Origin of the sequence: Leucobacter fengyongliangi, from assembly GCF_050971685.1 — a bacterium.
GTDB lineage: Bacteria > Actinomycetota > Actinomycetes > Actinomycetales > Microbacteriaceae > Leucobacter.
The window spans coordinates 1-21,747 of record NZ_JBPCEU010000011.1 but is presented as its reverse complement, the minus strand read 5'-3'; the positions used below and the strand labels follow the sequence as shown (position 1 = coordinate 21,747).

The window sequence follows — 21,747 nt, the reverse complement described above, 5'->3', positions numbered from 1 at the left end:
GTGACCAACGCGGAAACGGTTGGGGGCTTGAGGTCAGTTTGTGATGACGGGATACATCAATGAATCGTCGGTATATCCAAAAAACTCCCGCTCAAACACGGCCCGGGCTCGCCGAGAAGCTGCCAACCACCGCTCTTCGAGTTCGCTGGTGTGGCCTCTCGGCATGTCGAGCACGCCAGCAATTCCTTCGAGTTCTGCGCGATCTCGTGGCAACGCATCGTTTGCCTTCCCAGACCACAACTTCGCCGCGGATCGAATCTCGCTCGCGAGCTGCCATGCAGCTTCCAACTGCTCTCTTGCTTCCGAGTCGATCAATTCCGCGTGCCACGCAGCCTGCAACGCGTCAAGCGTTGAAACGGTTTGCAGGTCGGGATGTGTTGCTCCAAACTGCAGTTGTATCAGCTGCACGAGCCATTCAACGTCGCTCAAACCGCCGGGGCCGAGCTTCAAGTGTCTCCGGGGATCGACCCCGCGCGGGAGACGCTCAGCCTCAACTCGGGCTTTCATTCGACGTACTTCACGAACGGCTTCATCAGTAAGCCGTTCGGGATATCTAATGCGATCTGCGAGGGTCACAAAATCAGCTCCGAGCGCCGCATCGCCGCCAATTGCACGTGCACGGAGGAGCGCCTGGGCTTCCCACGTCACCGACCAGCGTCCGTAGTAGGCCTCGTAGGCATCGAGGCTGCGAACCAGCGGACCATTCTTGCCCTCGGGACGAAGGTCAAAATCAAGATCCACCGAGAATCTTGGATCCGAAACCAATCTTCGCAATTCGGACACTAGGCGATCAGCACGTTTTCCCGCAGCGTTCGCCTCCGATGCGTGCAGGCCCGACGGTACCCGGTACACGGCAATGAGGTCGAGGTCTGAGGAGAAACCCATCTCACGCCCCCCGAACCTACCCATGCCGATCAGTGCGAGCTCGAGTCTCGGTTCGGACTCGCCATCTGTCGGCTCGGTCGACCGCAGCGCGAGAAGCAAACCGTCAAGAAGTGCGGTGTGCGCAGCGTCAAGGCCCTGCGCAATGTCTTGGTCTGTGTTGACACCGACCAGACGCCCAAGCGCGAGTCGTAGGATCTCGCGTCTGTGAACTGCCCGCAGTGCGGATGCCGCTTGGTCGACGCTGTCACGACGAGAGGCAAGCGAACGCATTTCTTCAAGCAGCGTGGCCAGGCCTATTGGCCTCAGGAGTTCGTCGCGCTCAAGCCACGCCACTGCGTCGGGGATCGACTCCAACAGACCCGCGGCGAATCGTGAACACGACAGCACGTGTGTCAATCGCTCAGCCGCCTCCGAGCCGTCGCGCAGGAGGCGCAGGTACCACGGGCTCTCCCTATTCGCTTCGCTAACCCGGCGAAACGCCAAGAGACCAAAATCGGGATCGGTGCCGCCAGCGAGCCACTGCAGCAGGACCGGCATCAGATTCCGTTGGATCCGGGCGTTACGCGATGTTCCCTGGGTGAGCGCGGCCAGGTGTCGCATCGCGCCATCAGGATCCCTGAAGCCAATACTCAACAGTCGCGCACGAGCTTCGCCTGAGCCCAGCACAAGTTCTTCCTCGGGAAGCGCGGCAACCGCGCTGAGGAGCGGCGCATAGAAGATCTTGAGATGCAGTTCACGCACCTCACGTTTTATTCCCTGCCACAGTGTGCGAAGCTCGGTTCCCGTGTGTGCGAGGCGCGAGGCGCGCGCCAGAACGCGAAGCCCATGTTCATCGCGAGGCATGAGCGCAGTGCGACGCAGATCGCGCAGTTGCATTCGGTGTTCGAGGAGCCTGAGCCTGCGATAGTCCGCTGCGAGTCGCTCACCGTCACCTCTCGCGACATACCCACCAGTCACGAGCGCAGTAAGCGCGGGCAGCGTTCCCGCGGCGTGAATTGTGTCGTCATACTGACCATGCACCAGTTGCAGCAGCTGGACGCTGAATTCAATGTCCCGGAGCCCACCGGGACCAAGCTTCATCTGAAACTCAAGATCTTCCTCGGAAATGTGTTCGGTGACACGCTCGCGCATGCGCTGCACCGAGCCAACGAAGTCCTCCCGCCCGCTGGAGGCCCAAACAAGCGGACGGGTGAGATCCACAAACTCAGTTCCCAGCGCGAGATCGCCAGCAACCGGACGCGCCTTCAACAGCGCCTGAAACTCCCACGCCTTGGCCCAGCGCTCGTAGTATGCCTGCATCGATCCAAGGGTGCGCACCAGCGCCCCCTGCCTTCCCTCTGGGCGCAGGTTGGGGTCGACCTGCCACAGCGGTGGCTCAACCCCCGGATCGTGGATCGCTCGCATGAGTTCGGTTGCGAGGCGAGTGGCGATCCGCAACATTGCCTCGGTATCGAACAGTTCCAGATCGGTCGACAGCGATGGCGAGGCTTCTGCGATAAAGACGACATCGACGTCACTCACGACATTCAGTTCGTTCGCTCCACACTTTCCCATGGCCACGACGGAGAGCCTGGTAGCTGCCAAACGATCCGCCCCCACCGCCGGTCCCACGGCTCCTGCAGCCAGCGTTCCCCGTGCCACGGCCAAGGCTGCGTTCAGTGCTGCTGCGGCGAGATCGGAAAGCGCGTGAGACACACGTTCAAAGGAGTTCGCGGCTCCCGCCGATCCTGACTCCATGCCCGCCCTGAGGTCGTAGAGCATCACCTCTGCGAGCAGTTCTCGATACCGGACTCGGAGCGCAGCAGCACCCTGTTCAGCGAAATATCGAGCCACTGGCGAGTCACCGCCCGACGCGGAAACCGCCTCGAGCAGCGCAGACCGAGCCTCGTCAGCACCGATCAAGCGTCCACCGGTGCGCAGGATCTGCGTCAGCGAACCTGGCTGGCGCAGGAAAAAATCCCCGAGAGCCGGTGACGCTCCGACGAGCAGAACGAGACGCACCCACAGTTCTTCGTCGAATTCTCCGACCACCTCTGGATGCCGTTCGGCCACAGCAATGAGCCGTGTGAGCGCGGTGTCTGGGTCAGCCGCGTGCGCAAATGCGCTGAGGAGCGACGCGACTGGCTGATCCACCATCTCAGAGAGCAGGGTGAGCGTAGCCCGCGCGCCCGAGAGATCTTGAAAACCCGCCCGCGCGAAGGCGCCGAGTGCGTGCGATCTCGCTACATTCAGCATCGTCGTCGGCGAGTCGCTCGATTACACGGTGCCAAGCATCGAGGAAAGCTCGAACGGCGTCACCTGCTGCCGGTAGGCAGCGACCTCCTGCCGCTTCTCGCGGAGCAAGTATGAAAAGACCTGCTCGCCGAGCGTTTCGGCAACAAGCTCGCTGCGCTCCATGACCGCGAGGGCATGATCGAGGCTTGTCGGGAGCGGATCGAAGCCCATCGCACGGCGTTCGCCGTCGCTCAGATCCCACATGCTGTGTTCGGCCTCGGGTGGGAGCTCGTACTCCCCCTCGATTCCCTTCAGCCCTGCCGCGAGCATTACGGAGAAGGCGAGGTAGGGGTTTGCCGCGCTGTCGATGCCGCGGTACTCGACTCGTGCGCTCCCTCCCTTGCCCGGCTTGTACATGGGCACGCGAACCAGGGCCGATCGATTCAAGTGACCCCAACTCACATACGAGGGGGCTTCATCTCCACCCCAGAGTCGCTTATAGGAGTTGATGTACTGATTCGTCACAGCGGTAAACTCAGGCGCGTGGCGGAGCAGCCCCGCAACGAAGCGGCGGCCGGTCTGTGACAGCTGATACTTGGCACCGGGATCGTAGAACGCGTTGGTGTCTCCCTCAAAGAGAGACATGTGCGTGTGCATTCCGGAACCTGGCTGCCCGACAAGCGGCTTGGGCATGAAGGTCGCGTACACGCCCTGGGCGATGGCGACCTCTTTGACGACCGTGCGGAACGTCATGATGTTGTCTGCTGTAGTCAGCGCATCCGCATAGCGGAGATCAATTTCATTCTGACCAGCACCCCCCTCGTGATGGCTAAATTCGACCGAGATGCCGAGGTCCTCGAGCATATTCACGCTGTCCCGACGGAAATCGTGGGCGGTGCCGCCAGGGACGTTGTCAAAGTAGCCGGCACGGTCCACCGGAACCGGGCCCTCAGGACCGTACTCGGCAGATTTCAGAAGGTAGAACTCAATTTCTGGGTGCGTGTAGAACGTGAAGCCCATTTCTGCCGCACGGTTCAGCGTGCGCTTCAGCACATGACGTGGATCGGCGACGGCAGGCTCACCATTTGGGGTGTTGATATCGCAGAACATGCGAGCCGTGGGTTCTGTGCTACTTCGCCACGGAAGAAGTTGGAACGTTGAGGGGTCTGGCACAGCCAGCAGGTCACTTTCAAACGCACGTGTGAGTCCTTCAATAGCACTCCCATCGAAGCCAATGCCCTCGCTGAACGCCCCCTCAACCTCAGCTGGTGCCAACGCCACTGACTTGAGGGTGCCCGCGACGTCGGTGAACCACAGACGCACGAACCTCACACCGCGCTCTTCGATGGTGCGGAGAACGAAATCACGCTGTTTGCTCACGCCGGTTCCCTTCGGTTCACTGTGAAATCAGACTATCGCCTCGGGGGCACCGCGACTTACTCGTTGAGTTCGTCTTCTTCGCGGATCTTTCGGGCACGCTCGGCCACAATCTCCGGCCCACGCTGGGCCTCTTCGCGAGTACTGAACGGTCCGATGCGGTCGATGGAGAGCGATTGCTTTCCCTCTTCAACTTCTCCGGTGCGGGTGTTGTACCAATAGGTCTCGGTTGGGTCGTCGATGCCCCAGTCACGTTTACTCATGGCCGTCCCTACTTCTCTCGGTGGTCGTCGCGGTGGCGCGATCGACCATCTCTAGACTAAGCGTATGCCTTTCGACGCACACGACCACCTGATTCCCGGTACGCTCACCCCGCCGCGCGAGGTTCCGGCGAGCATTGCCCGACCGCCCTATGTGGGACTCTCGGCTCCCCCTGAATACACGGGAGACAACACGTATACCGAAGCCGAGATCGACAAGATTCGGGCAGCGGGGCGGATCGCCTCACGAGCCCTCGATGCCGTCGAAGCCGCCATTCGACCCGGAGCCACGACCGACGAACTCGATGCCGTCGCGCACGAGTACGTGGTGAGCCATGGCGCCTACCCATCGACACTCGGGTACCGGGGCTACCCCAAGTCGTGCTGCACATCGGTGAACGAGGTTATTTGCCACGGGATCCCCGACGACACCGTGCTCCGCGACGGCGACCTGGTGAACGTCGACATCACGGCCTACCTAGATGGGTTTCACGGTGACCTGAATCGGACGTATCGCGTGGGAACGGTGTCTGAGGAAGCCGACCTCCTGATTCAGCGCACATATGAGGCGCTGCAACGCGGCATTAAGGCCGTCGCTCCAGGCCGCCAAGTGAATGTCATTGGGCGGGTCATTGAGACCTACGCTAAGCGCTTTGGTTACGGGGTGGTGCGGGACTTCACCGGGCACGGGGTCGGCGCGGCCTTTCACACCGGTCTCATCATTCCGCACTATGACTCTGCACCACGGTTCGATGATGTCATCGTTCCGGGCATGGTGTTCACGATTGAGCCCATGCTCACCCTGGGCACGCACGAATGGGATCTGTGGGCTGATGATTGGACGGTTACCACCCGCGACAAGAGCCTGACGGCCCAGTTCGAACACACACTGGTGGTGCGGGAGAACGGTGTGGAGATACTCACCCTCTCCGAGTAGCGCGCGGAGCTCGGGGTGAAGGCCATTTCTGGCCTTCACGCGACGCGACGGCGAGCCCGTCTCGGGCTCGCACCGGAACGCGAATGTGGAATGGGCCGGATCATACGCTGCGCGCGGAGCTCGGGGTGAAGGCCATTTCTGGCCTTCACGCGACGCGACGGCGAGCCCGTCTCGGGCTCGCACCGGAACGCGAATGTGGAATGGGCCGGATCATACGCCGGGTTCTGTCCCGCTTTCGCGGTGACGGTCATCTCTCTCGGGGCATTGTTGCCAATACCCTCTAGCGGCCTACCCGAAGACTCGGCGGGGAGCGTCAACGTCTTCTGTCTGGCCTTGCTCCGAACGAGGTTTACCTGGCCGCCCGTGTTACCACGAACGCCGGTGGTCTCTTACACCACCCTTTCACCCTTACCTGGCTCAAGGAGCCCGGCGGTCTACTCTCTGTTGCACTTTCTCGCGGGTTACCCCGGGTGGGCGTTACCCACCATTCTCCCCTGTGGAGCCCGGACGTTCCTCGGCGCAGTTACCCGCGACGCGACCGCCTCACCGACCCATTCCGGCGTTCAGTCTACCGCTGCACCCTCACGTCTTACCGTGGATCGTCTGCATCGACACGAATCAGGATCGCGCCACTTCCCGGACAGAACACCAGTTCATCAGGCCCTGCAGACCGAATCTCTTGGAGCTCAGCTGGAGCCAGCGCCATATTACTACCCTCCGAGACGTTGCCCCGGAGCCTCGCGGCCCCGACACCGCCTCGTTGACGGAGGTTCTCATACAGGTCGAGGAGATCGCGCTGCAGCTCCGCAGCGATCCCGGCACGCTCTTCAGTTGCCGCTACAATCTCGGCATCAATGGCTCGCTCGGCCTCCAGGAGGTTCGCGGTGAGCTCGGCCCGGCGTTCGTCGACCCGCGCGAGCACCTCAAACGCGGCGTCATACCGTGCCTGTGTTTCCTCGCTGGCCTGCATGAGATCCAGTTCGCGTTCTTCAAGAACGCCCTGACGCTTCTCTAGCGTGTCAATCTCTCCCTGCAGTGACTGTGCTTCCTTCGAAGAGGTGCTCGCCGACAGCAGGTCGGCATCTCGACGCCGACGTTGACGCACGGTCTCCACGTCGTTTTCCAGTCGCGAGATGTGGGCATTCTGCGCGTCGAGTTGACGCTGAACGGCCATGAATTCAGTTTTGGCTTCAGAGAGTTCGCCCTGAAGCGCAGCAAGTTCTTGTCGTTCGGGAAGCTGTGTGCGTTTGCGACGCAGACGCGCCACCAGGTTGTCGTGGTCTTGCAGGTCGAGCAGCAGTGATTGCTGGCGGGGGCTGGCCTTCATGCTCTTACCTTACTGCGAAGGTCCACGGGTCGGTACAGCGGGTACTCGCCCGGAATTCAACCCCGGGAAGCTGCGTCTCGAGTCGCTGCGCGGCAACGTCGAGCCACAGCGATTCACTCGCCCAGTGCGCCACGTCAATGAGTGCCGGCCCACCCGCTACGCTCGACTGCTCGAGGGACTCCTGTGCGGGGTGATGCCGCAGATCGCTGGTCACATAGACATCGGCACTGCGCACGAGCGGATGATCCAGCAGGCTATCCCCCGCACCCCCGCACAGTGCGACACGTGAGATCGGACGCTCCGGATCTCCAGACACGCGCACGCCGCTCACGGTCTGCGGGAGCACGCTGGCGATCCGTGCAGCGAACTCTTGAAGTGGAAGTGGCTCGGGGAGCCGACCCACCCGGCCAATGCCCGAGTTCGGATCGACCCCAGGCTCAAGGGGCTCGGCATCAATCACTCCAAGCTGCCGAGCTAGCACATCGGAAACCCCGCCCTCGGGTGCGTCGGCGTTCGTGTGCGCTGCGAGCAGCGCACAATTACCTCGAATCAGCGAAGACAGAAGTGCACCCTTTGCGTTGTCTTCAGCCACCGTATGCACACCTCGAAGGAGCAGCGGATGGTGGGTCAGGAGGACGTCGGCATCCCAATCCAGGGCCTCGTTGACGGTGGATCGCACGGCGTCTACCGCGAGCAACACACGGCGCAGCGGGAGGTCATCTCGCCCAGTCACCAAGCCAACTCGGTCCCAATCCTGCGCCTCGGCAGCCGGCCACAGCAATTCCACAGCGTTCCGCAGGTCTACGAGTGTGTGTGAGCTCCTCATATCAGCACTGTAACCGTCCACGCTCGCCCGTGCTCGAGGCTCGCGAACCACACACAACATGGGATACTTAACGGGAGAGCCAACATGGCAGCGGCGGACAGGCCGCAGTACCTGAGTCGGAAGGAACCCACCGTTCACATGAACCATCGCGCTGACGCTCATCTCGAGGCGTGGAAAGCCAAACAGGAGCTCGCAGAGCGCATGATTCCGCTGATTGGTCAGCTCTATCGTGACCGAGATGTGGTGATGTCGGTGCACGGTCGCTCGCTTGTTGGGCGTTCGGCGATTGACATCATTCGCGCCCACACCTTTGCCCGAAAGATTGACGCTGTCGAGTTGCCGCTCACCGACACGTCGGCGATCGTCGCGGCACTCTCGAAGATTCAGCCGGGTCCGGTATCTGTGGACCTCGCGGGACTGGCGAGTGGGTACCGTGCGGCAGGCGGCGATCTCGAGACCTTCCTGCGTCAGCAACTCGCCCCCGCGATTGACGCTCAACCCACCTCGGGTACCGACGTGGTGTTGTACGGCTTCGGGCGCATTGGGCGTTTGCTTGCTCGGATCATTATTGACCATTCCGGCAGCGGTCGCGGCCTAAATCTGCGCGCGATCGTTGTGCGCAAGGGTTCTGAGAACGACCTTCAGAAGCGCGCGAACCTCCTCCGTCGAGACTCGGTGCACGGGCCCTTCAACGGCACGATCAAGGTGCTCGAAGATGAGAGCGCGATTCTGGCGAACGGCGTTCGCATCCAGGTCATCTACTCTGACGATCCTTCCACTGTCGACTACGCACAGTACGGTATCGAAAATGCGATCCTGGTCGACAACACGGGCAGGTGGCGCGACGCTCAGGGCCTCGGTGTTCACCTCACGAACGCGGGAATTTCTCGAGTGCTGCTCACCGCGCCCGGCAAGGGCGAATTGAAGAACATTGTCTACGGGGTCAACAACGGCGAGATTACCGACGCTGACACGATCGTCTCGGCCGCTTCTTGCACCACAAACGCGATCACGCCAGTACTCAAGGTCGTGAACGACGAATTCGGTGTCGCACACGGACACGTTGAGACAGTTCATTCCTACACCAATGATCAGAACCTCATCGATAACTTCCATAAGGGAGACCGTCGAGGCCGATCAGCAGCACTCAACATGGTGCTCACCGAGACCGGCGCGGCAAAGGCCGTGGCAAAGGCCCTCCCTGAGTTCGAAGGCAAGCTGACCGGCAACGCGATTCGCGTACCCACGCCGGATGTCTCGATGGCGGTGCTCAACCTGCAGCTCGAACGGGAGACTACCCGTGACGAGTTGAACGCGCTGCTCGAGCAGGTCTCACTCACCGGGGCCCTGCGTACCCAGATTGATTATGTGGAATCGCCCGAAATTGTCTCAACCGACTTTGTGGGTTCGAATCGTGCGGGCATCGTCGATGGACTCGCGACTATCGTCACCGGCAAGAGCGCGGTACTCTACGTCTGGTACGACAATGAGTATGGGTACAGTTGCCAGGTGGTACGCATCATCGAGCAGCTCGCGGGAAGCCATCCGGCACACCTGCCCGCACTCGAGGCTTAGCCACTTGGTGGGTCGGGGCAGCGGCCCACCAAGTGAACATCCGAATCACAGAAGGGCCATCTCATGGCAGAGAAGTACATCATCGGAGTAGACGGTTCTGAGCAGAGCCGCGCGGCGCTTGACTGGGGTCTCGCCCGCGCCACACAGGCTGGGGCTTCTGTGGAGCTTCTGTATGTCGCCGACGATTCGTTTTTGTCAGAGAGCGTCGCCTTTTTGTCTGAAGCCCAGCAGGCATCAGAGCAGATGCTTGAGGCGGAGCGTCAATACGCGCTGGCGACTGGCTTTACCGGGACAATCACTGGAACAGCGGTTGTGGGTCACCCCATTGCCGAGGTCGAGGAAGCATCCAAGCGCGCTGACCTGGTGATCCTCGGGGCGCACGCCGGAAGCAAGCTCTCGGGCTCGTTCTTCGGCACCCGCTCGGTGAAGATTGCGGCTGTTGCGCATTGTCCCGTTGCGGTGGTCCCGTTCGAGACCGAGGGCGATCCGGCACCTGGTGTGGTGGTGGGCGTTGACGGATCCGAGGCATCTCAAAAAGCCATTGCCTTCGCCGCGGAGCAGGCGTCGATGCGCCACGTGCCGCTCATTGCGGTCTATGCGTGGATGCCACCGTTGACCCCTGGACTCGAATACCTGTGGAGTGAGGAACTCGTCGAGTCGCAGCGCAGCGCAGCGGAGGAAGCCATTGCTATCGGCACCGCGGGGCTCGCTGCACGCTACCCGGACCTCAAGATCGACCGCCGGATTGTCCAAGCACCCCCGGTTGCGGCGCTGTTGCAGGCCGCCGAGAATGCCGACATGATCGTGGTGGGCAGCCGCGGCCGCGGCGGTATTTCTCGGCTGCTGCTCGGTTCAGTCAGCCACGGTGTGCTGCAGGCGCTCCCCCGCACAACGGTCGTCACGCGCGCGTAGCCTCCGCGTCGCATGACCCTGCCCGACCTACCTGTGCGCTGGTCGCGACCAAGGAACCAGCTCGCCTCGCTTTCGATCGTGCTGGGGCTCGCATCAGTCGCGCTTGTCTTCTGGCGGTGGATCCCAATCATCGGCCTGGTATTCAGTGTTGCAGCGATCATCGTGGCCATTCCCGCGGTGGTCACAGGTCACATCGCACTCCAACGTGCCCATGACCTGAGCGGCGAGGGCCGCGGGCTTGCGTTAACTGGTCTCGTGTCTGGCTACTTCACCATGGCCTTTGCGATCGTCATGCCGGTAGTGTCGGCTGTTCTCCTCGTCATGGGAGCCGCGGGATTTGCGCAAGACAACCTCCCATATTGGCTCAACTATTTCGAGAGACTCTGGAGCGAAGTGACCGACTCAGCATGAACAAGCGGGAACACCGAATGGGGCATTTAGGCTGTTCATCGGATTGCTTCATCCTTTAGTCTGATCACATGGTTTTTGAGGATCAACCCCCCGTGCGACGCGCGGTGGATCCTCGACCGGCACGGACGCGCGCCGCTATCATTTCGGCCATCGATCGACTCGGCTCAAGGGACGCTGAGGTCACCGTCGCCGCGATTGTTGCGGAGGCTCAGGTGAGCCGCAGCAGCTTCTATTCACAGTTTCGTGACCTTGACGATGTCGCCGTCCAACTCATGGATCGGCTCTTTCGAGAGATCAGAAGGCTGGATGCCGAGCTGCGCAGCACGCAACAGACACGCAAAGCGACCGAGGCGAGTCTCGAAATGTTTCTGTCGGAGTGCCAGCGACGGAGAGGTCTCTATGCGGCGGTGCTCGGCGGGAATGTTTCGAGCGAAGCGCGACGAGAGATTCACACGATTGTCGCGCACAGCGTGGGCGCGACCGCCTCGCATTCTGCTCCGGGTTCGGTCGACCCGCGGATCGCATCCACGTTCGTTGCCGCAGGCCTGCTTGCGGTGATCACCGAGTGGCTCAAAGCACCGCATCCCGTCAGCACCAGCGAACTGATATCCCAGCTCGTTGCAGTACTTCCCTCATGGGTCACCGGTTCAGTCACCGAATAGCCTCACTGTGCCAGTTCCCTGAGAGGAAGCCAGGCTTTCGCCGCCCCTCATCGAACCCTCGCGCATCAGCAAGTGACGATCTGTGAGGGCGCTACGCTGTCAGCATGGAAGCCCCACACATCGTCGTGGCCCGGCCGGGAGCAGCAGAGCGACTTTCGCGCATGATCCAAATCCCTACCGTCTCGGCGGAGCTGAACGAGCGCGGCCCGGAGCCCTTCGAACGGTTCGTCACTCTCCTCGAGGAGTTGTATCCTCTCACCCACGAGTGCCTCACGCGAGAGCGCATCACCGAATTCGGGCTGTTGTTTCGATGGGAGGGTGCTGCCAAACAGCGGAATCCGCTCGTGCTCATGGCCCACTATGACGTCGTTCCGGTCGACGAGAGCGACGATTGGACACACCCGCCCTTTGCCGGACGGATCGAATCCGGGTTCGTCTACGGTCGCGGCGCACTCGATGACAAGGGCCCACTCCTGGTGGTGCTCGAGGCTGTCGAGAACCTGCTCGCCGCGGGCGTTGTCCCAGAACGCGATGTGTACCTCTCGTTCGGCGGCAACGAGGAGACGTACGGGAATGCTGCGCGAGTCATGGCTCACACGCTGAACGCGCGCGGGGTCACCCCGTGGATGGTGCTCGACGAGGGCGGCGCGGTGGTCAGTTCACCGCTCCCGTTCGTGCGCGGCACCGCGGCAATGGTCGGAGTCGGCGAGAAAGGAGTGGCGACCGTGCGACTCTCTGCAACAAGCGAGGGCGGCCATTCCTCTGTACCTCCGCCCCTCACCGCGGTGGGCCGAGTTGCACGGGCGGTGCACCGGCTCACACCGCGGACCTTCCCGGCCAGGGCACCGCGCGCGATTCCCCGAATGCTCGCACTTTTCGCACCCAGAAGCTCGGGAATGTTCCGTGCGCTGTACGGCCTGCTCTCGAAGTGGCCGTGGCTGAACGCACGGGTCTTCGCCGCGCTCGGCGGAGAGGCCGCCGCGCTCGTGCGCACGACCATCGCACCGACCGGACTCTCGGGTGGAACGGCACACAACGTGCTGCCGTCACAGGCAGGCGCGACGATCAACCTCCGACTCGCTCTCGGCGAAACCGTCGCGGGCACCGTGCGACGCCTTCGGCAACGGATCGCCGATCCACTGGTGCAGATTGACGTGTTGGAAGGGAACGACGCGTCGCCGGAATCCTCAGCCGACAATGCGCAGTTCGCGCTGATTCGCGACGCGGTCCGTGTGTCGCATCCAACTGCGATCACCGTGCCATACGTCACGATGGCAGCGACCGATTCGCGACACTTTCACCAGTTTTGCCCCGCAACCTATCGCTTTGCCCCGCTGACAATGAGTGCCGAGCTCCGGGCGACGGTTCACGGGGTGGACGAGCGTGTCGCGATTGCCGAGCTTGAGCGCGGCGAGAAATTCCACCGCGCGTTGATCGAAGGGATGCCCGCGTGAGCGACGAGACCCACCGCCTAAATCCCCAGTCGTCAAGAGCACCGACCGAATCCGGGCGAGGCAGGCCCAAGTTCTCACAGGTCAAGCTGGGTCCGCTGGCAGGGGTGGTCGGCTTTCTCGCGTTCGTCGAGTTCACGAGCGGCATTCTGCAGGGGTATTACACTCCGATGCTCACTGACATCGCCAGGCACCTGGGCATCAACGATGCCGACGTGAACTGGCTCGAGGGCACGCAACTGATGCTCGCTGCGCTCGTCGTGCCGGCCTTCGCGAAACTCGGCGATATGTTTGGCCACAAACGCATGTTGCTGTGGTCAACAGCGCTCACCGGCCTTGCCTCGCTCGTGCTTCCATTCACCGATAATTTCACTGTATTTCTGATCGCGTGGGCGCTGCAGGGGTTCTACGTGGTGTGGCTTCCGCTCGAGATCGCTCTGATCTGGTCACGCAGCCGCGGTCGTGAGGGTGGATCGCTGCTCACAGCGCGAGCAGCCGGCCTCCTGGTCGCGGCTCTCGAGCTCGGGGCCATCACTGGCGCACTGGTGGGTGGCCAGCTCATTGACACACTGCCCCTGACCGTGGTGCTGCTCGTGCCGGCGCTCTGCGTCGTGGCGTGCTTCTTCGTGATTCAGTTCGGCGTGCAGGAGTCGCCGCAGCTCGGCGGCGGCACACTCGACCTTGTGGGGCTGTCACTCGTGTCGATCGCGCTCATCGCGTTCACTGGCGGCCTGAGTCTGCTTCGACTGAACGGACCCGCCGATCCACTCGCGTGGGGTGTCGTCGCGCTCGGTATCGTGCTGCTTGTGCCGTTTACTCTCTATGAGTTGCGTCACCCCGACCCACTCATCGATGTGCGGATGTTTCGCTCCCCTGCGCTGGCGCCGGTGTTCCTCACCGCGGGCCTCTTCGGCGTCAGCGTGTTGGGCGCCCAGGCGCCGCTATCGACCTTCGCACGCACCGACCCCACGGTCTACGGATATGGGCTTGGTACCTCCGGCTTTGCTACCTCGCTGATCATCGGCCTCTATTTGATCGGAATGATCAGCGGCGCACTGCTCTTTTCCAAGTTTGCGCGCTGGGTCACCCCTCGGGTGACGCTCATCGGCGCGGCCTGCCTCGTGGGCATCGGCTATTTGATGTTTCTTCCGTTCCACGACACGTATGGGCAGCTGATCACAAACATGGTGATCGCGGGAATCGGGTCGGGAGCGCTCGTGGCCGCGCTCCCCGCGGCCGCCGCATCTGCCGCTCCACCAACCCAGACCGGTGTCGCAACCGGGCTCACCAATTCGGTGAAAACAATCGGCGGAGCGATTGCCTCAGCGGTATTCGGAATCGCGCTCCTGCAAGGAGCAACTGGGGCCGCGGTGGGTGGCACCGCGGGATCGCTGTCGGGGTATTTCACCGTGTGGTCCATTTGCGGTGTAACCGCTCTCGTAGCGGCTGTGCTGCTGTTTGTTGTGCCGAAACAGGCCTTTCAGGATCGTCCGTTGGTTCCGAATTCGCCGGCCCCGGACGCACCCGCGATACCGTAGGGATCTGCGCACGTCTGCGCCCCGGAGAGTCGAAGAGGAGAAGTCCATGTCAATTGTGGTGATCAACGCAATCACGGTGCCCGAGGGTGCCGGCCCAGAGCTTGAGTCGCGATTCGCGGCACGCAAGGGAGCGGTCGATGGATCCCCAGGTTTCGAGGGGTTCCAGCTGCTGCGCCCCGTTGCTGGTGAGAGCCGATACTTCGTCATGACCACGTGGGCCACTCGCGCAGATTTCGAAGCATGGCGTGATGGCGGCGCGAAAGCGGCTCATGCACCGAGTGCGTCCTCGCATGGCGTCGGTGGAGAGCAGCAGAAGCCGGTTGCGTCCGGAGCTGAGCTGCTTGAGTTTGAGGTCGTAGATCTCGGGGCCTAGCACAGGTAGCGATCCGGGCCCCATCCTCCCGATCTAGTCGTCGCGATAGGTCTTGCCCCGCACAATATTGCTCACGGTCTGCTGGGCTACTGCGAATTCTGCGGCAAGCTCACTCTGGGTGGCACCCCGAGTGTGCCTGTCGCGGATCTCTTGAGCCTGGCTGGCCGTGAGTGATCTGCTCGAGCTGGCCTGCGCGCCCCGGGTCCGTCCGCGTCGCACCGAATCGATTGCCCACACCGAGACGCCGAACGCCTCAGCGAGTTCTGCCCGGCTCTCCCCAGCACTGCTCCTGCGAAGAATCTCCGCCACTTGATCTTCGGTCAGATTCGCGGCCATGGTGACTCCTCTGTTTCCGCTCCGATTCGGGCACAACACGCACTCCCGCACTTCAGACGAACAGACCCGCAGCACTGCCCGTCACGACACTATTCTCATAAGTTAGGGTTTCTGATAAATCGTTAAACATAAGCAATAATGAAGTCTTAGTTCACATTTCTGCCGTGGTGGCGAACCTCAAAGTGCGTCAGTCTTGATCCATCATCTCAAGATACGGGAGGCACCCAGTGAAGACCATCGGACTCCTCGGCGGGATGAGTTGGGAATCCACCGCTGTGTACTACTCGGTTGCCAACCAGCTCGTCCGCGACCGACTCGGCGGTCTGTATTCCGCGAAGATCGTGCTTGACTCACTGAACTTTGCCGAGATTGCACAATTGCAGCGCGCCGACGAGTGGGACCGCGCAGCGGAGGTTCTGGCGCTGCACGCTCAGCGGCTCGAACGGGCGGGCGCAGACATGATCCTCATCTGCACCAACACCATGCATCTGCTGTTCGACCACGTGCAGGAAGCGGTGAAGGTTCCGGTGATCCACATCGGAGACGCGGTGGCTGCCGCAGTACGAAAACAGAATCTACAAAAGGTTGGCCTACTCGGAACCGCGTTCACGATGGAAAAAGACTTCTATCGCGAGAGGATCGCAAGCCACGGCCTGGAGGTCATCGTCCCCGAGCCCGCGGACCGTGCGCTGGTGCATCGAGCCATCTTCGAGGAGCTCGCAGTTGGCATCATCAGCGAATCAACACGGACGATGTTTCAGCGGATCATGGCCGACCTCGTTGCAGCTGGAGCCCAGGGCATCGTTCTCGGCTGCACTGAGATTGAGTTGCTCGTGCACGAGGAAGACTGCCAAGTGCCGGTGTTTCCCACCGCGAAGATCCACACTGAAACCGCCGTTGACGCGGCCATGAGCGAGGCAGTATCCAGCGAACCTCAGTAGCATTGTGGCAGCCCATTCTCAGAGGGAGGCCAGGCATGATTCGCCTATTGGCACAGTACCTGCGCCCGTATGCCCCGCTCGTTGCCGGGGTCATTCTGCTTCAACTCACGCAGGCCGTTGCGTCGCTGATTCTGCCGACGCTGAACGCCTCGATCATCGACGACGGAGTCGCGACCGGCGACACGGGCACCATCTGGAGGTTGGGTGGCTTGATGCTACTGGTCTCGCTGCTACAGATTGGTGCCCAGATCGGCGCGATTTGGTTTGGGGCGAAGGCTGCCATGAGTTTCGGCCGAGACCTGCGTGAGTCAATCTTTGTTCATGGCTTGAGCTTCTCAGGTCGTGAAGTCGCCCTGTTCGGTGCGCCGACCCTCATCACGCGAAACACGAATGATGTGCAACAGGTGCAAATGCTTGTGCTCATGACCGCCACCATGATCGTGAGCGCCCCGCTCACCGCGATTGGCGGCATTTTCATGGCACTTCGCGAGGACGTGGGGCTCAGCTGGCTCATCCTCGCCGCCATAGTTGCCCTGGGCACGATCATCGGGGTGCTGATTGCCCAAATGGCTCCGCTCTTCCAGTCGCAACAGAGGCGGATCGACACACTGAACCGGGTGCTGCGGGAGCAGATTTCCGGCCTTCGGGTGATCAGAGCGTTCGTACGGGAGCCAACCGAGGCGGCGCGATTTGACCGCGCAAACGCGGAGCTCACAGACACTGCCACGCGAGTGGGGCGGCGCATGGCCATGATATTCCCATCGGTGTTTGTCGTGATGAATGTCTCCAGCGTCGCTGTCGTGTGGTTCGGAGCGTTCCGCATCGCCGATGGCAACCTGCAGGTCGGGCAGCTCACCGCGTACCTCGCCTACCTCACTCAGATTCTGATGAGCGTGATGATGGCGACAATGATGCTGATGATCGCACCGCGCGCCGCCGTCTCCTCTGGTCGCATTCTCGAGGTTTTCGAGACACCAACGTCGGTCACCCCACCTGCACAACCGGTGACCCCCGTGGATCAGCGAGGCGAACTCCGATTCGAGGGTGTGAGCTTCTCCTACCCTGGGGCCGAGAAGCCCGTACTCACTGACATTACGTTTACGGCGATGCCCGGCACCACGACCGCCATCATTGGTTCGACCGGATCGGGGAAGAGTACCCTGATCAATCTCATTCCCCGTCTCACGGACGCGACGGGAGGAATTGTGAAGGTCGACGGTGTCGATGTGCGCGATCTCGACCCCGACGTATTGTGGGGCCGTATCGGTCTGGTCCCACAGCGCCCGTACCTATTCAGTGGCACCGTTGCCTCGAATCTGCGGATGGGAAACCCGGAAGCAAGCGACGAGGAACTTTGGCAGGCCCTCGAAATCGCGCAGGCACGAGACTTCGTCGAGCGAATGCCCGACGGGCTCGGTTCCGCAATTTCTCAGGGCGGCACGAACGTTTCGGGTGGCCAACGACAGCGACTCGCGATCGCGCGTGCGCTGATTCGCACACCCGACATATACGTGTTTGACGACTCCTTTTCTGCGCTCGATGTGGCTACCGACGCGCGACTCCGTGCGGCCCTCGCTCGTGAAGTCGGGCACGCTGCGGTGGTGACGGTGGCACAGCGCGTCTCGACGATCCGCAACGCTGATCAGATCGTCGTGCTTGACGACGGCACCGTGGCGGGCATAGGCACACACGAAGACCTCCTCCGCACGTGTCCGACGTACGCCGAAATCGTTGAGAGCCAGTTCCGGGCAGAGGACGAGGAAGTCACCGCATGAGTGTCCATAGCCCACAGACCCCCTCCTCAAGGCCCCCGGCGAACGAGCGACCAAAGTTCGGCCCCCAGGCTCAGGCGAGCGGGCCGCGTGGTCCCCTGCGCCCGGGCATGGCAAGCGGCGAGAAGGCCATCTCCTTCGGCCCCTCATTGAAGAGACTCATCGGTCATCTCGCACCACACCGCATCGCGATCTTCTTCGTCATCGCCATGACGATCCTCGGCACCGGCCTGAGCGCGCTCGGACCGGCGATTCTCGGCAGCGCGACCGACCTCATCTTCAATGCCGCCGTGCGCGACCGCGTGCCGATCGATTTCGCGGCCGTCGGGCGTGTGCTGATGTTGGCACTCGCGGTGTATCTCGGCTTCTTCGTCTTCTCCGCACTCGCCGCGTTCATCATCAACGGGGTCGTGCAGCGTTCGATCTACCGACTGCGCCAGCTGGTGAGCGACAAGATCACCAGGCTCCCCCTGCAATACTTCGATGCGCAACCGCGCGGCGAACTCCTCAGCCGCGTCACCAATGATGTCGACAACATTTCGCAGTCACTGCAGCAAACCCTCTCGCAGATCCTGAGCAATCTCTTCACGCTCATCAGCGTTGTGGTGATGATGTTCGTCGTGTCGTGGCAGCTCGCGATCGTCGCCCTCGTGACCATCCCGATCGCACTGGCGCTCACGATGTTCATCGGCAAGCGCTCACAGAAGCTCTTCGCGAAGACGTGGAAATCAACGGGCGAACTCAACAGCCAGATTGAGGAGGCATACACCGGGCACGACCTCGTGACCGTCTTCGGTCGTCGGCGAGAGGTGCGCGCCGCGTTTGTGCAGAAGAACGCGGAGTTGTATGAGGCTTCCTTTGGTGCGCAATTCATCTCCGGCATCATCATGCCGGTCATGTTCTTCATCGGGAACCTGAACTACGTGGCCATCGCCGTCTTCGGTGGGCTCATGGTGACGAGTGGCACGCTGGGAATCGGGGCGATTCAGGCGTTTGTGCAATACAGTCGACAGTTCACCCATCCGATCACTGCGCTCGCCTCAATGGCGAACCTGCTGCAGTCGGGAATCGCCTCGGCGGAGCGAGTCTTTGAGGTGCTGGACGCTCCCGAAGAGACGGCGGATCTCGACGGCTCCCTGCCCGACGAGATCGAGGGGCGAGTCGCGTTCGAGAACGTCACATTCGGGTACACCCCCGAGCGCCCACTCATTCATGGACTCTCCCTGGTCGCTGAGCCGGGATCCACCATCGCCATCGTGGGCCCAACAGGTGCCGGCAAGACCACGCTCGTCAACCTCATCCTGCGCTTCTACGAGTTGCAGGGAGGTCGGATCACGATTGACGGTGTCGACATTGCCTCGGTGCCGCGGCGCGAACTCCGCGACCACATCGGCATGGTGCTGCAAGACACCTGGCTGTTCGGCGGCACGATTCGCGACAACATCGCCTATGGTGGCGACAACGCGAGCGACAGCGAGATTGTCGCCGCAGCGGAGGCAAGCTACGCGGATCGATTCATTCGCACCCTGCCCGATGGCTACGACACAATCATCAACGACGAGGCGACCAACCTGTCGTCTGGCGAGAAGCAGCTACTCACCATTGCCCGCGCCTTCCTCAGCAACCCCGACATTCTGATCCTTGACGAGGCGACCTCCTCGGTCGACACGCGTACCGAGGTGCTCGTGCAGAAGGCGATGAGTCGGCTGCGCGCGGATCGCACGTCGTTTGTGATCGCGCACCGACTCTCGACCATCCGAGATGCCGACATCATTCTGGTGATGGAGGATGGCGCAATCGTGGAGCAGGGTTCGCACGATGCACTGATCGCCGCACACGGAGCGTACTACCGTCTCTACCAATCGCAGTTCGCGGCCGGTCTCGTCGAAGACTCGGAATAATCAGTTCCCACAAGAATACCCCGTGGGGTATATTTGGGTGCATGTGCACACGAAACGTCGACGCGTGAGGGTCGGAACCGGAGTCCCAACACCTCGACTGGGTCTCCGCGCAAACGCAGCACAGTTCACGCTTCTCGTGGCGATCAACGCGCTCGTGGGTGGAATGGTCGGCCAGCAGCAAACTGTGTTGCCCTTGCTTGCCACGGAAGTGTTCGGGCTGACCGGGTTCACCTTCATCTTCGTGTACGTTGCTGCGTTCGGCATCACCAAGGCGATTGCAAACTACTTCGCTGGAACACTCTCAGACCGCTACGGTCGCAAGCCGGTCTTGCTCGCGGGTTGGGTGTTTGCGATCCCGGTGCCCATCATGTTAATTCTGGCACCCGACTGGTCGTGGATCGTGCTCGCGAACGTGTTGTTGGGCATCAATCAGGGGCTCACCTGGTCGACCACGGTGGTGATGAAGGTCGACCTGGTCGGCCCGTCGCAGCGCGGGCTCGCGATGGGACTCAACGAGGCCGCAGGCTATGGAGCCGTGGCGGTGACCTCACTGTTCGCCGGCTATCTGGCCGAGGAGTACGGCCTGCGGCCCGCGCCATTCCTGCTCGGGCTCGCCTACACGGCACTCGCCATTCTTCTCTCCGGCATGTGTGTCCGAGAGACGCGAGGCTTCGCGAGGCTTGAGGCGAGTCAACTGACGAACACCGCGGTGAACACTGCGGAGAGTGTCAAGTGTCGGGTTTGGTAGAGGGTTCTTTTATCGGGTTTCGAGTAGAACGGGTTGGGGATTCGCCGCCCAGTAAGCGGCTTCGTGCTCTGCCGGTGGGACGTGGCCGAGTTCGCCGTGGAGGCGGCGTTCGTTGTACCAGTCCACCCATTCGGCGGTCGCGATCTCGACGTCGTTGATTGATGTCCAGGGGCCGCGGTTGCGAATCAGTTCGGCTTTGTAGAGTGAGTTCAGCGCCTCGGCCATGGCATTGTCATACGAGTCGCCCTTGGAACCCACCGAGGCGACCGCGTCGCACTCGTCAAGGCGTTCAGCGTAGCGAATCGCACGATATTGCACGCCTCTGTCACTGTGATGGGTAAGACCAGTGAGGTCCTGGCCGGAGTGCTCGCGCCGCCAGATCCCCCTACTCAGCGCATCGAGTGCGAGATCAGTGTAGAGCCTGGTCGAGACCTGCCAACCGACGATCATGCGCGAGTACACATCGAGCACGAACGCGACGTACACCCACCCGGAGAACGTGCGCACATAGGTCAAATCCGCGACCCATAGCTCGTTCGGGTGTGATGCCACGAACTGCCGCTGCACCAAGTCCGTGGGTCGGTCGGTCTCGGGTGCAGGCTTCGTTGTCTTCGGGCCCTTCGCCCGCGCGATGCCCCGCAAACCGAGTTGCCGCATGAGCCGGCGCACGGTCGACTCTGCAACGCGCCGTCCCTCACGTCGGAGCTCCGCATGAATTTTCCGCACCCCGTATACGCCGTAGTTTGCCTCGTGGATCCGGACGATCGCGGCGCACAATTCCTCATCACGAACCGCTCGTGCGCAGAGCGGACGTGACTTCGCAGCGTAGTAGCTGGACGGGGCAATCTGCGCGGGAGTGTCTTCCAGTGCGCGGCAGATTGGCTCGACCCCGAACTCGGCGTGATGCGCGTCGATGTAGGCCACTTTCTCGGTCATCGTGACGGGCGGCCTGGCTCCGCCGCAAAGAAAGCCGAGGCGCTCTTGAGGATCTGGTTCGCGCGCTTCAACTCACGAACCTCACGTTCGAGCTCCGCGATCCGAGCAGCCTCGCTCGTGGTGATGGCAGGGCGTGTGCCGCCGTCGACCTCGGCCTGGCTCAGCCAGCCGCGCAGAGTGTCTGGGTTGATCCCGAGTTGCTTGGCGGTCCTCGTGGGCACCCCATAAGGGGAGTCAGAGTTCTGTTGCGCTTCGCGAACGAGGCGTACTGCGCGCTCGCGGAGCTCGGCGGGGTATTGCTTGGGCATGAGGGGTAGGTTTCCTTCCGGGAATCTCTACCCTCCATCAAACACGACACGATTCAC

Annotated in this window: 18 protein-coding genes, 1 other RNA gene, 1 pseudogene and 1 other annotated feature; of the genes and pseudogenes, 12 read left to right on the top strand and 8 right to left on the bottom strand. The window is 61.9% G+C overall.

The features are described from left to right. Positions 1 to 33: 33 nt before the first annotated feature. Genes ACR0R4_RS09305 through ACR0R4_RS09295 form a run of 3 tightly spaced genes read right to left on the bottom strand, consistent with a single transcriptional unit; the run spans position 34 to position 4,739 of the window. The gene (locus ACR0R4_RS09305; RefSeq protein ID WP_433647084.1) at positions 34 to 3,120 is read right to left on the bottom strand and encodes a bifunctional [glutamine synthetase] adenylyltransferase/[glutamine synthetase]-adenylyl-L-tyrosine phosphorylase; all 3,087 of its coding nucleotides are present in this window, start codon (positions 3,118 to 3,120) and stop codon (positions 34 to 36) included. Between the two features lie 21 nt (positions 3,121 to 3,141). Next, positions 3,142 to 4,479, bottom strand: coding sequence for a glutamine synthetase family protein (locus tag ACR0R4_RS09300; protein WP_433647083.1), 1,338 nt, complete (start codon positions 4,477 to 4,479; stop codon positions 3,142 to 3,144). Positions 4,480 to 4,535: 56 nt separating this feature from the next. Continuing rightward, positions 4,536 to 4,739: a methionine aminopeptidase gene (locus tag ACR0R4_RS09295; protein ID WP_433647082.1), complete on the bottom strand. Its 204-nt coding sequence runs from the start codon at positions 4,737 to 4,739 to the stop codon at positions 4,536 to 4,538. 64 nt (positions 4,740 to 4,803) lie between these two features. Between ACR0R4_RS09295 and map the strand changes: the two genes are divergently transcribed. Then, positions 4,804 to 5,673 (top strand): type I methionyl aminopeptidase, encoded by an 870-nt coding sequence (map, locus tag ACR0R4_RS09290; protein WP_433647080.1) that lies wholly within the window; start codon positions 4,804 to 4,806, stop codon positions 5,671 to 5,673. 197 nt (positions 5,674 to 5,870) lie between these two features. Here the strand turns inward: map and rnpB are convergent. The 3 genes from rnpB to ACR0R4_RS09275 form a co-directional block, all read right to left on the bottom strand. Beyond that, positions 5,871 to 6,227, bottom strand: an RNA gene (rnpB, locus tag ACR0R4_RS09285) — RNase P RNA component class A. A gap of 35 nt (positions 6,228 to 6,262) precedes the next feature. Beyond that, positions 6,263 to 7,000, bottom strand: coding sequence for a zinc ribbon domain-containing protein (locus tag ACR0R4_RS09280; protein WP_433647079.1), 738 nt, complete (start codon positions 6,998 to 7,000; stop codon positions 6,263 to 6,265). 4 nt (positions 7,001 to 7,004) lie between these two features. Beyond that, positions 7,005 to 7,826, bottom strand: coding sequence for a Nif3-like dinuclear metal center hexameric protein (locus ACR0R4_RS09275; RefSeq protein WP_433647078.1), 822 nt, complete (start codon positions 7,824 to 7,826; stop codon positions 7,005 to 7,007). A 138-nt stretch (positions 7,827 to 7,964) separates the two neighbouring features. On the opposite strand from ACR0R4_RS09275, the gene ACR0R4_RS09270 reads away from it, so the two are divergent. The 7 genes from ACR0R4_RS09270 to ACR0R4_RS09240 all read left to right on the top strand — a co-directional run bounded on the left by ACR0R4_RS09270 (position 7,965) and on the right by ACR0R4_RS09240 (position 14,748). Beyond that, on the top strand, positions 7,965 to 9,401 hold the full coding sequence (locus tag ACR0R4_RS09270) for a glyceraldehyde-3-phosphate dehydrogenase (RefSeq protein WP_433647077.1): 1,437 nt from the start codon (positions 7,965 to 7,967) through the stop codon (positions 9,399 to 9,401). Positions 9,402 to 9,464: 63 nt separating this feature from the next. Next, positions 9,465 to 10,313 carry a universal stress protein gene (locus ACR0R4_RS09265; protein ID WP_433647076.1) on the top strand — a complete coding sequence of 283 codons (849 nt, stop codon included), beginning with the start codon at positions 9,465 to 9,467 and terminating at the stop codon, positions 10,311 to 10,313. A 12-nt stretch (positions 10,314 to 10,325) separates the two neighbouring features. Next, positions 10,326 to 10,724 (top strand): DUF4190 domain-containing protein, encoded by a 399-nt coding sequence (locus ACR0R4_RS09260; protein WP_433647075.1) that lies wholly within the window; start codon positions 10,326 to 10,328, stop codon positions 10,722 to 10,724. A gap of 68 nt (positions 10,725 to 10,792) precedes the next feature. Next, positions 10,793 to 11,386: a TetR/AcrR family transcriptional regulator gene (locus ACR0R4_RS09255; protein WP_433647074.1), complete on the top strand. Its 594-nt coding sequence runs from the start codon at positions 10,793 to 10,795 to the stop codon at positions 11,384 to 11,386. Positions 11,387 to 11,490: 104 nt separating this feature from the next. Continuing rightward, positions 11,491 to 12,840, top strand: a complete 1,350-nt coding sequence (locus tag ACR0R4_RS09250) for a M20/M25/M40 family metallo-hydrolase (protein WP_433647073.1) — start codon at positions 11,491 to 11,493, stop codon at positions 12,838 to 12,840. Between the two features lie 86 nt (positions 12,841 to 12,926). After that, positions 12,927 to 14,375: an MFS transporter gene (locus ACR0R4_RS09245; RefSeq protein ID WP_433647202.1), complete on the top strand. Its 1,449-nt coding sequence runs from the start codon at positions 12,927 to 12,929 to the stop codon at positions 14,373 to 14,375. A gap of 46 nt (positions 14,376 to 14,421) precedes the next feature. Continuing rightward, the gene (locus tag ACR0R4_RS09240) at positions 14,422 to 14,748 is read left to right on the top strand and encodes an antibiotic biosynthesis monooxygenase family protein (RefSeq protein ID WP_433647071.1); all 327 of its coding nucleotides are present in this window, start codon (positions 14,422 to 14,424) and stop codon (positions 14,746 to 14,748) included. A 33-nt stretch (positions 14,749 to 14,781) separates the two neighbouring features. Here the strand turns inward: ACR0R4_RS09240 and ACR0R4_RS09235 are convergent, their stop codons facing one another. After that, entirely contained in the window at positions 14,782 to 15,084 is a 303-nt protein-coding gene (locus ACR0R4_RS09235; RefSeq protein WP_433647070.1) for a hypothetical protein, read from the bottom strand. A gap of 227 nt (positions 15,085 to 15,311) precedes the next feature. Here ACR0R4_RS09235 and ACR0R4_RS09230 point away from each other — a divergent pair, with 227 nt between their 5' ends. The 4 genes and pseudogenes from ACR0R4_RS09230 to ACR0R4_RS09215 form a co-directional block, all read left to right on the top strand. Continuing rightward, positions 15,312 to 16,025, top strand: a complete 714-nt coding sequence (locus ACR0R4_RS09230; RefSeq protein ID WP_433647069.1) for an aspartate/glutamate racemase family protein — start codon at positions 15,312 to 15,314, stop codon at positions 16,023 to 16,025. Between the two features lie 35 nt (positions 16,026 to 16,060). Continuing rightward, positions 16,061 to 17,800 (top strand): ABC transporter ATP-binding protein, encoded by a 1,740-nt coding sequence (locus ACR0R4_RS09225; protein ID WP_433647068.1) that lies wholly within the window; start codon positions 16,061 to 16,063, stop codon positions 17,798 to 17,800. Next, entirely contained in the window at positions 17,797 to 19,698 is a 1,902-nt protein-coding gene (locus ACR0R4_RS09220; protein WP_433647067.1) for an ABC transporter ATP-binding protein, read from the top strand. Before ACR0R4_RS09225 ends, ACR0R4_RS09220 begins: the two co-directional genes overlap by 4 nt. Before the next feature lie 43 nt (positions 19,699 to 19,741). Next, positions 19,742 to 20,392 (top strand): annotated as a pseudogene (locus tag ACR0R4_RS09215) (MFS transporter); the annotation flags it as partial. Between the two features lie 63 nt (positions 20,393 to 20,455). On the opposite strand, the gene ACR0R4_RS09210 reads toward ACR0R4_RS09215, so the two are convergent. Continuing rightward, positions 20,456 to 21,690 (bottom strand): IS3 family transposase gene (locus ACR0R4_RS09210; RefSeq protein ID WP_433646411.1). Its coding sequence is split into 2 segments (ribosomal slippage): positions 20,456 to 21,408 and positions 21,408 to 21,690, totalling 1,236 coding nucleotides; the frame shifts between segments, so codons are not numbered across the junction. Next, positions 21,284 to 21,418 (bottom strand) — a sequence feature (AL1L pseudoknot). It overlaps the preceding gene by 135 nt. Positions 21,691 to 21,747 lie beyond the last annotated feature (57 nt).

Bases quoted from the DNA above. Each gene is read 5' to 3' on its own strand.
- ACR0R4_RS09305 (WP_433647084.1), bottom strand. From the start codon at position 3,120: ATGCTGAATGTAGCGAGATCGCACGCACTCGGCGCCTTCGCGCGGGCG.
- ACR0R4_RS09295 (WP_433647082.1), bottom strand. From the start codon at position 4,739: ATGAGTAAACGTGACTGGGGCATCGACGACCCAACCGAGACCTATTGG.
- map (WP_433647080.1), top strand. From the start codon at position 4,804: ATGCCTTTCGACGCACACGACCACCTGATTCCCGGTACGCTCACCCCG.
- ACR0R4_RS09280 (WP_433647079.1), bottom strand. From the start codon at position 7,000: ATGAAGGCCAGCCCCCGCCAGCAATCACTGCTGCTCGACCTGCAAGAC.
- ACR0R4_RS09275 (WP_433647078.1), bottom strand. From the start codon at position 7,826: ATGAGGAGCTCACACACACTCGTAGACCTGCGGAACGCTGTGGAATTG.
- ACR0R4_RS09270 (WP_433647077.1), top strand. From the start codon at position 7,965: ATGAACCATCGCGCTGACGCTCATCTCGAGGCGTGGAAAGCCAAACAG.
- ACR0R4_RS09265 (WP_433647076.1), top strand. From the start codon at position 9,465: ATGGCAGAGAAGTACATCATCGGAGTAGACGGTTCTGAGCAGAGCCGC.
- ACR0R4_RS09260 (WP_433647075.1), top strand. From the start codon at position 10,326: ATGACCCTGCCCGACCTACCTGTGCGCTGGTCGCGACCAAGGAACCAG.
- ACR0R4_RS09255 (WP_433647074.1), top strand. From the start codon at position 10,793: ATGGTTTTTGAGGATCAACCCCCCGTGCGACGCGCGGTGGATCCTCGA.
- ACR0R4_RS09250 (WP_433647073.1), top strand. From the start codon at position 11,491: ATGGAAGCCCCACACATCGTCGTGGCCCGGCCGGGAGCAGCAGAGCGA.
- ACR0R4_RS09240 (WP_433647071.1), top strand. From the start codon at position 14,422: ATGTCAATTGTGGTGATCAACGCAATCACGGTGCCCGAGGGTGCCGGC.
- ACR0R4_RS09235 (WP_433647070.1), bottom strand. From the start codon at position 15,084: ATGGCCGCGAATCTGACCGAAGATCAAGTGGCGGAGATTCTTCGCAGG.
- ACR0R4_RS09225 (WP_433647068.1), top strand. From the start codon at position 16,061: ATGATTCGCCTATTGGCACAGTACCTGCGCCCGTATGCCCCGCTCGTT.
- ACR0R4_RS09220 (WP_433647067.1), top strand. From the start codon at position 17,797: ATGAGTGTCCATAGCCCACAGACCCCCTCCTCAAGGCCCCCGGCGAAC.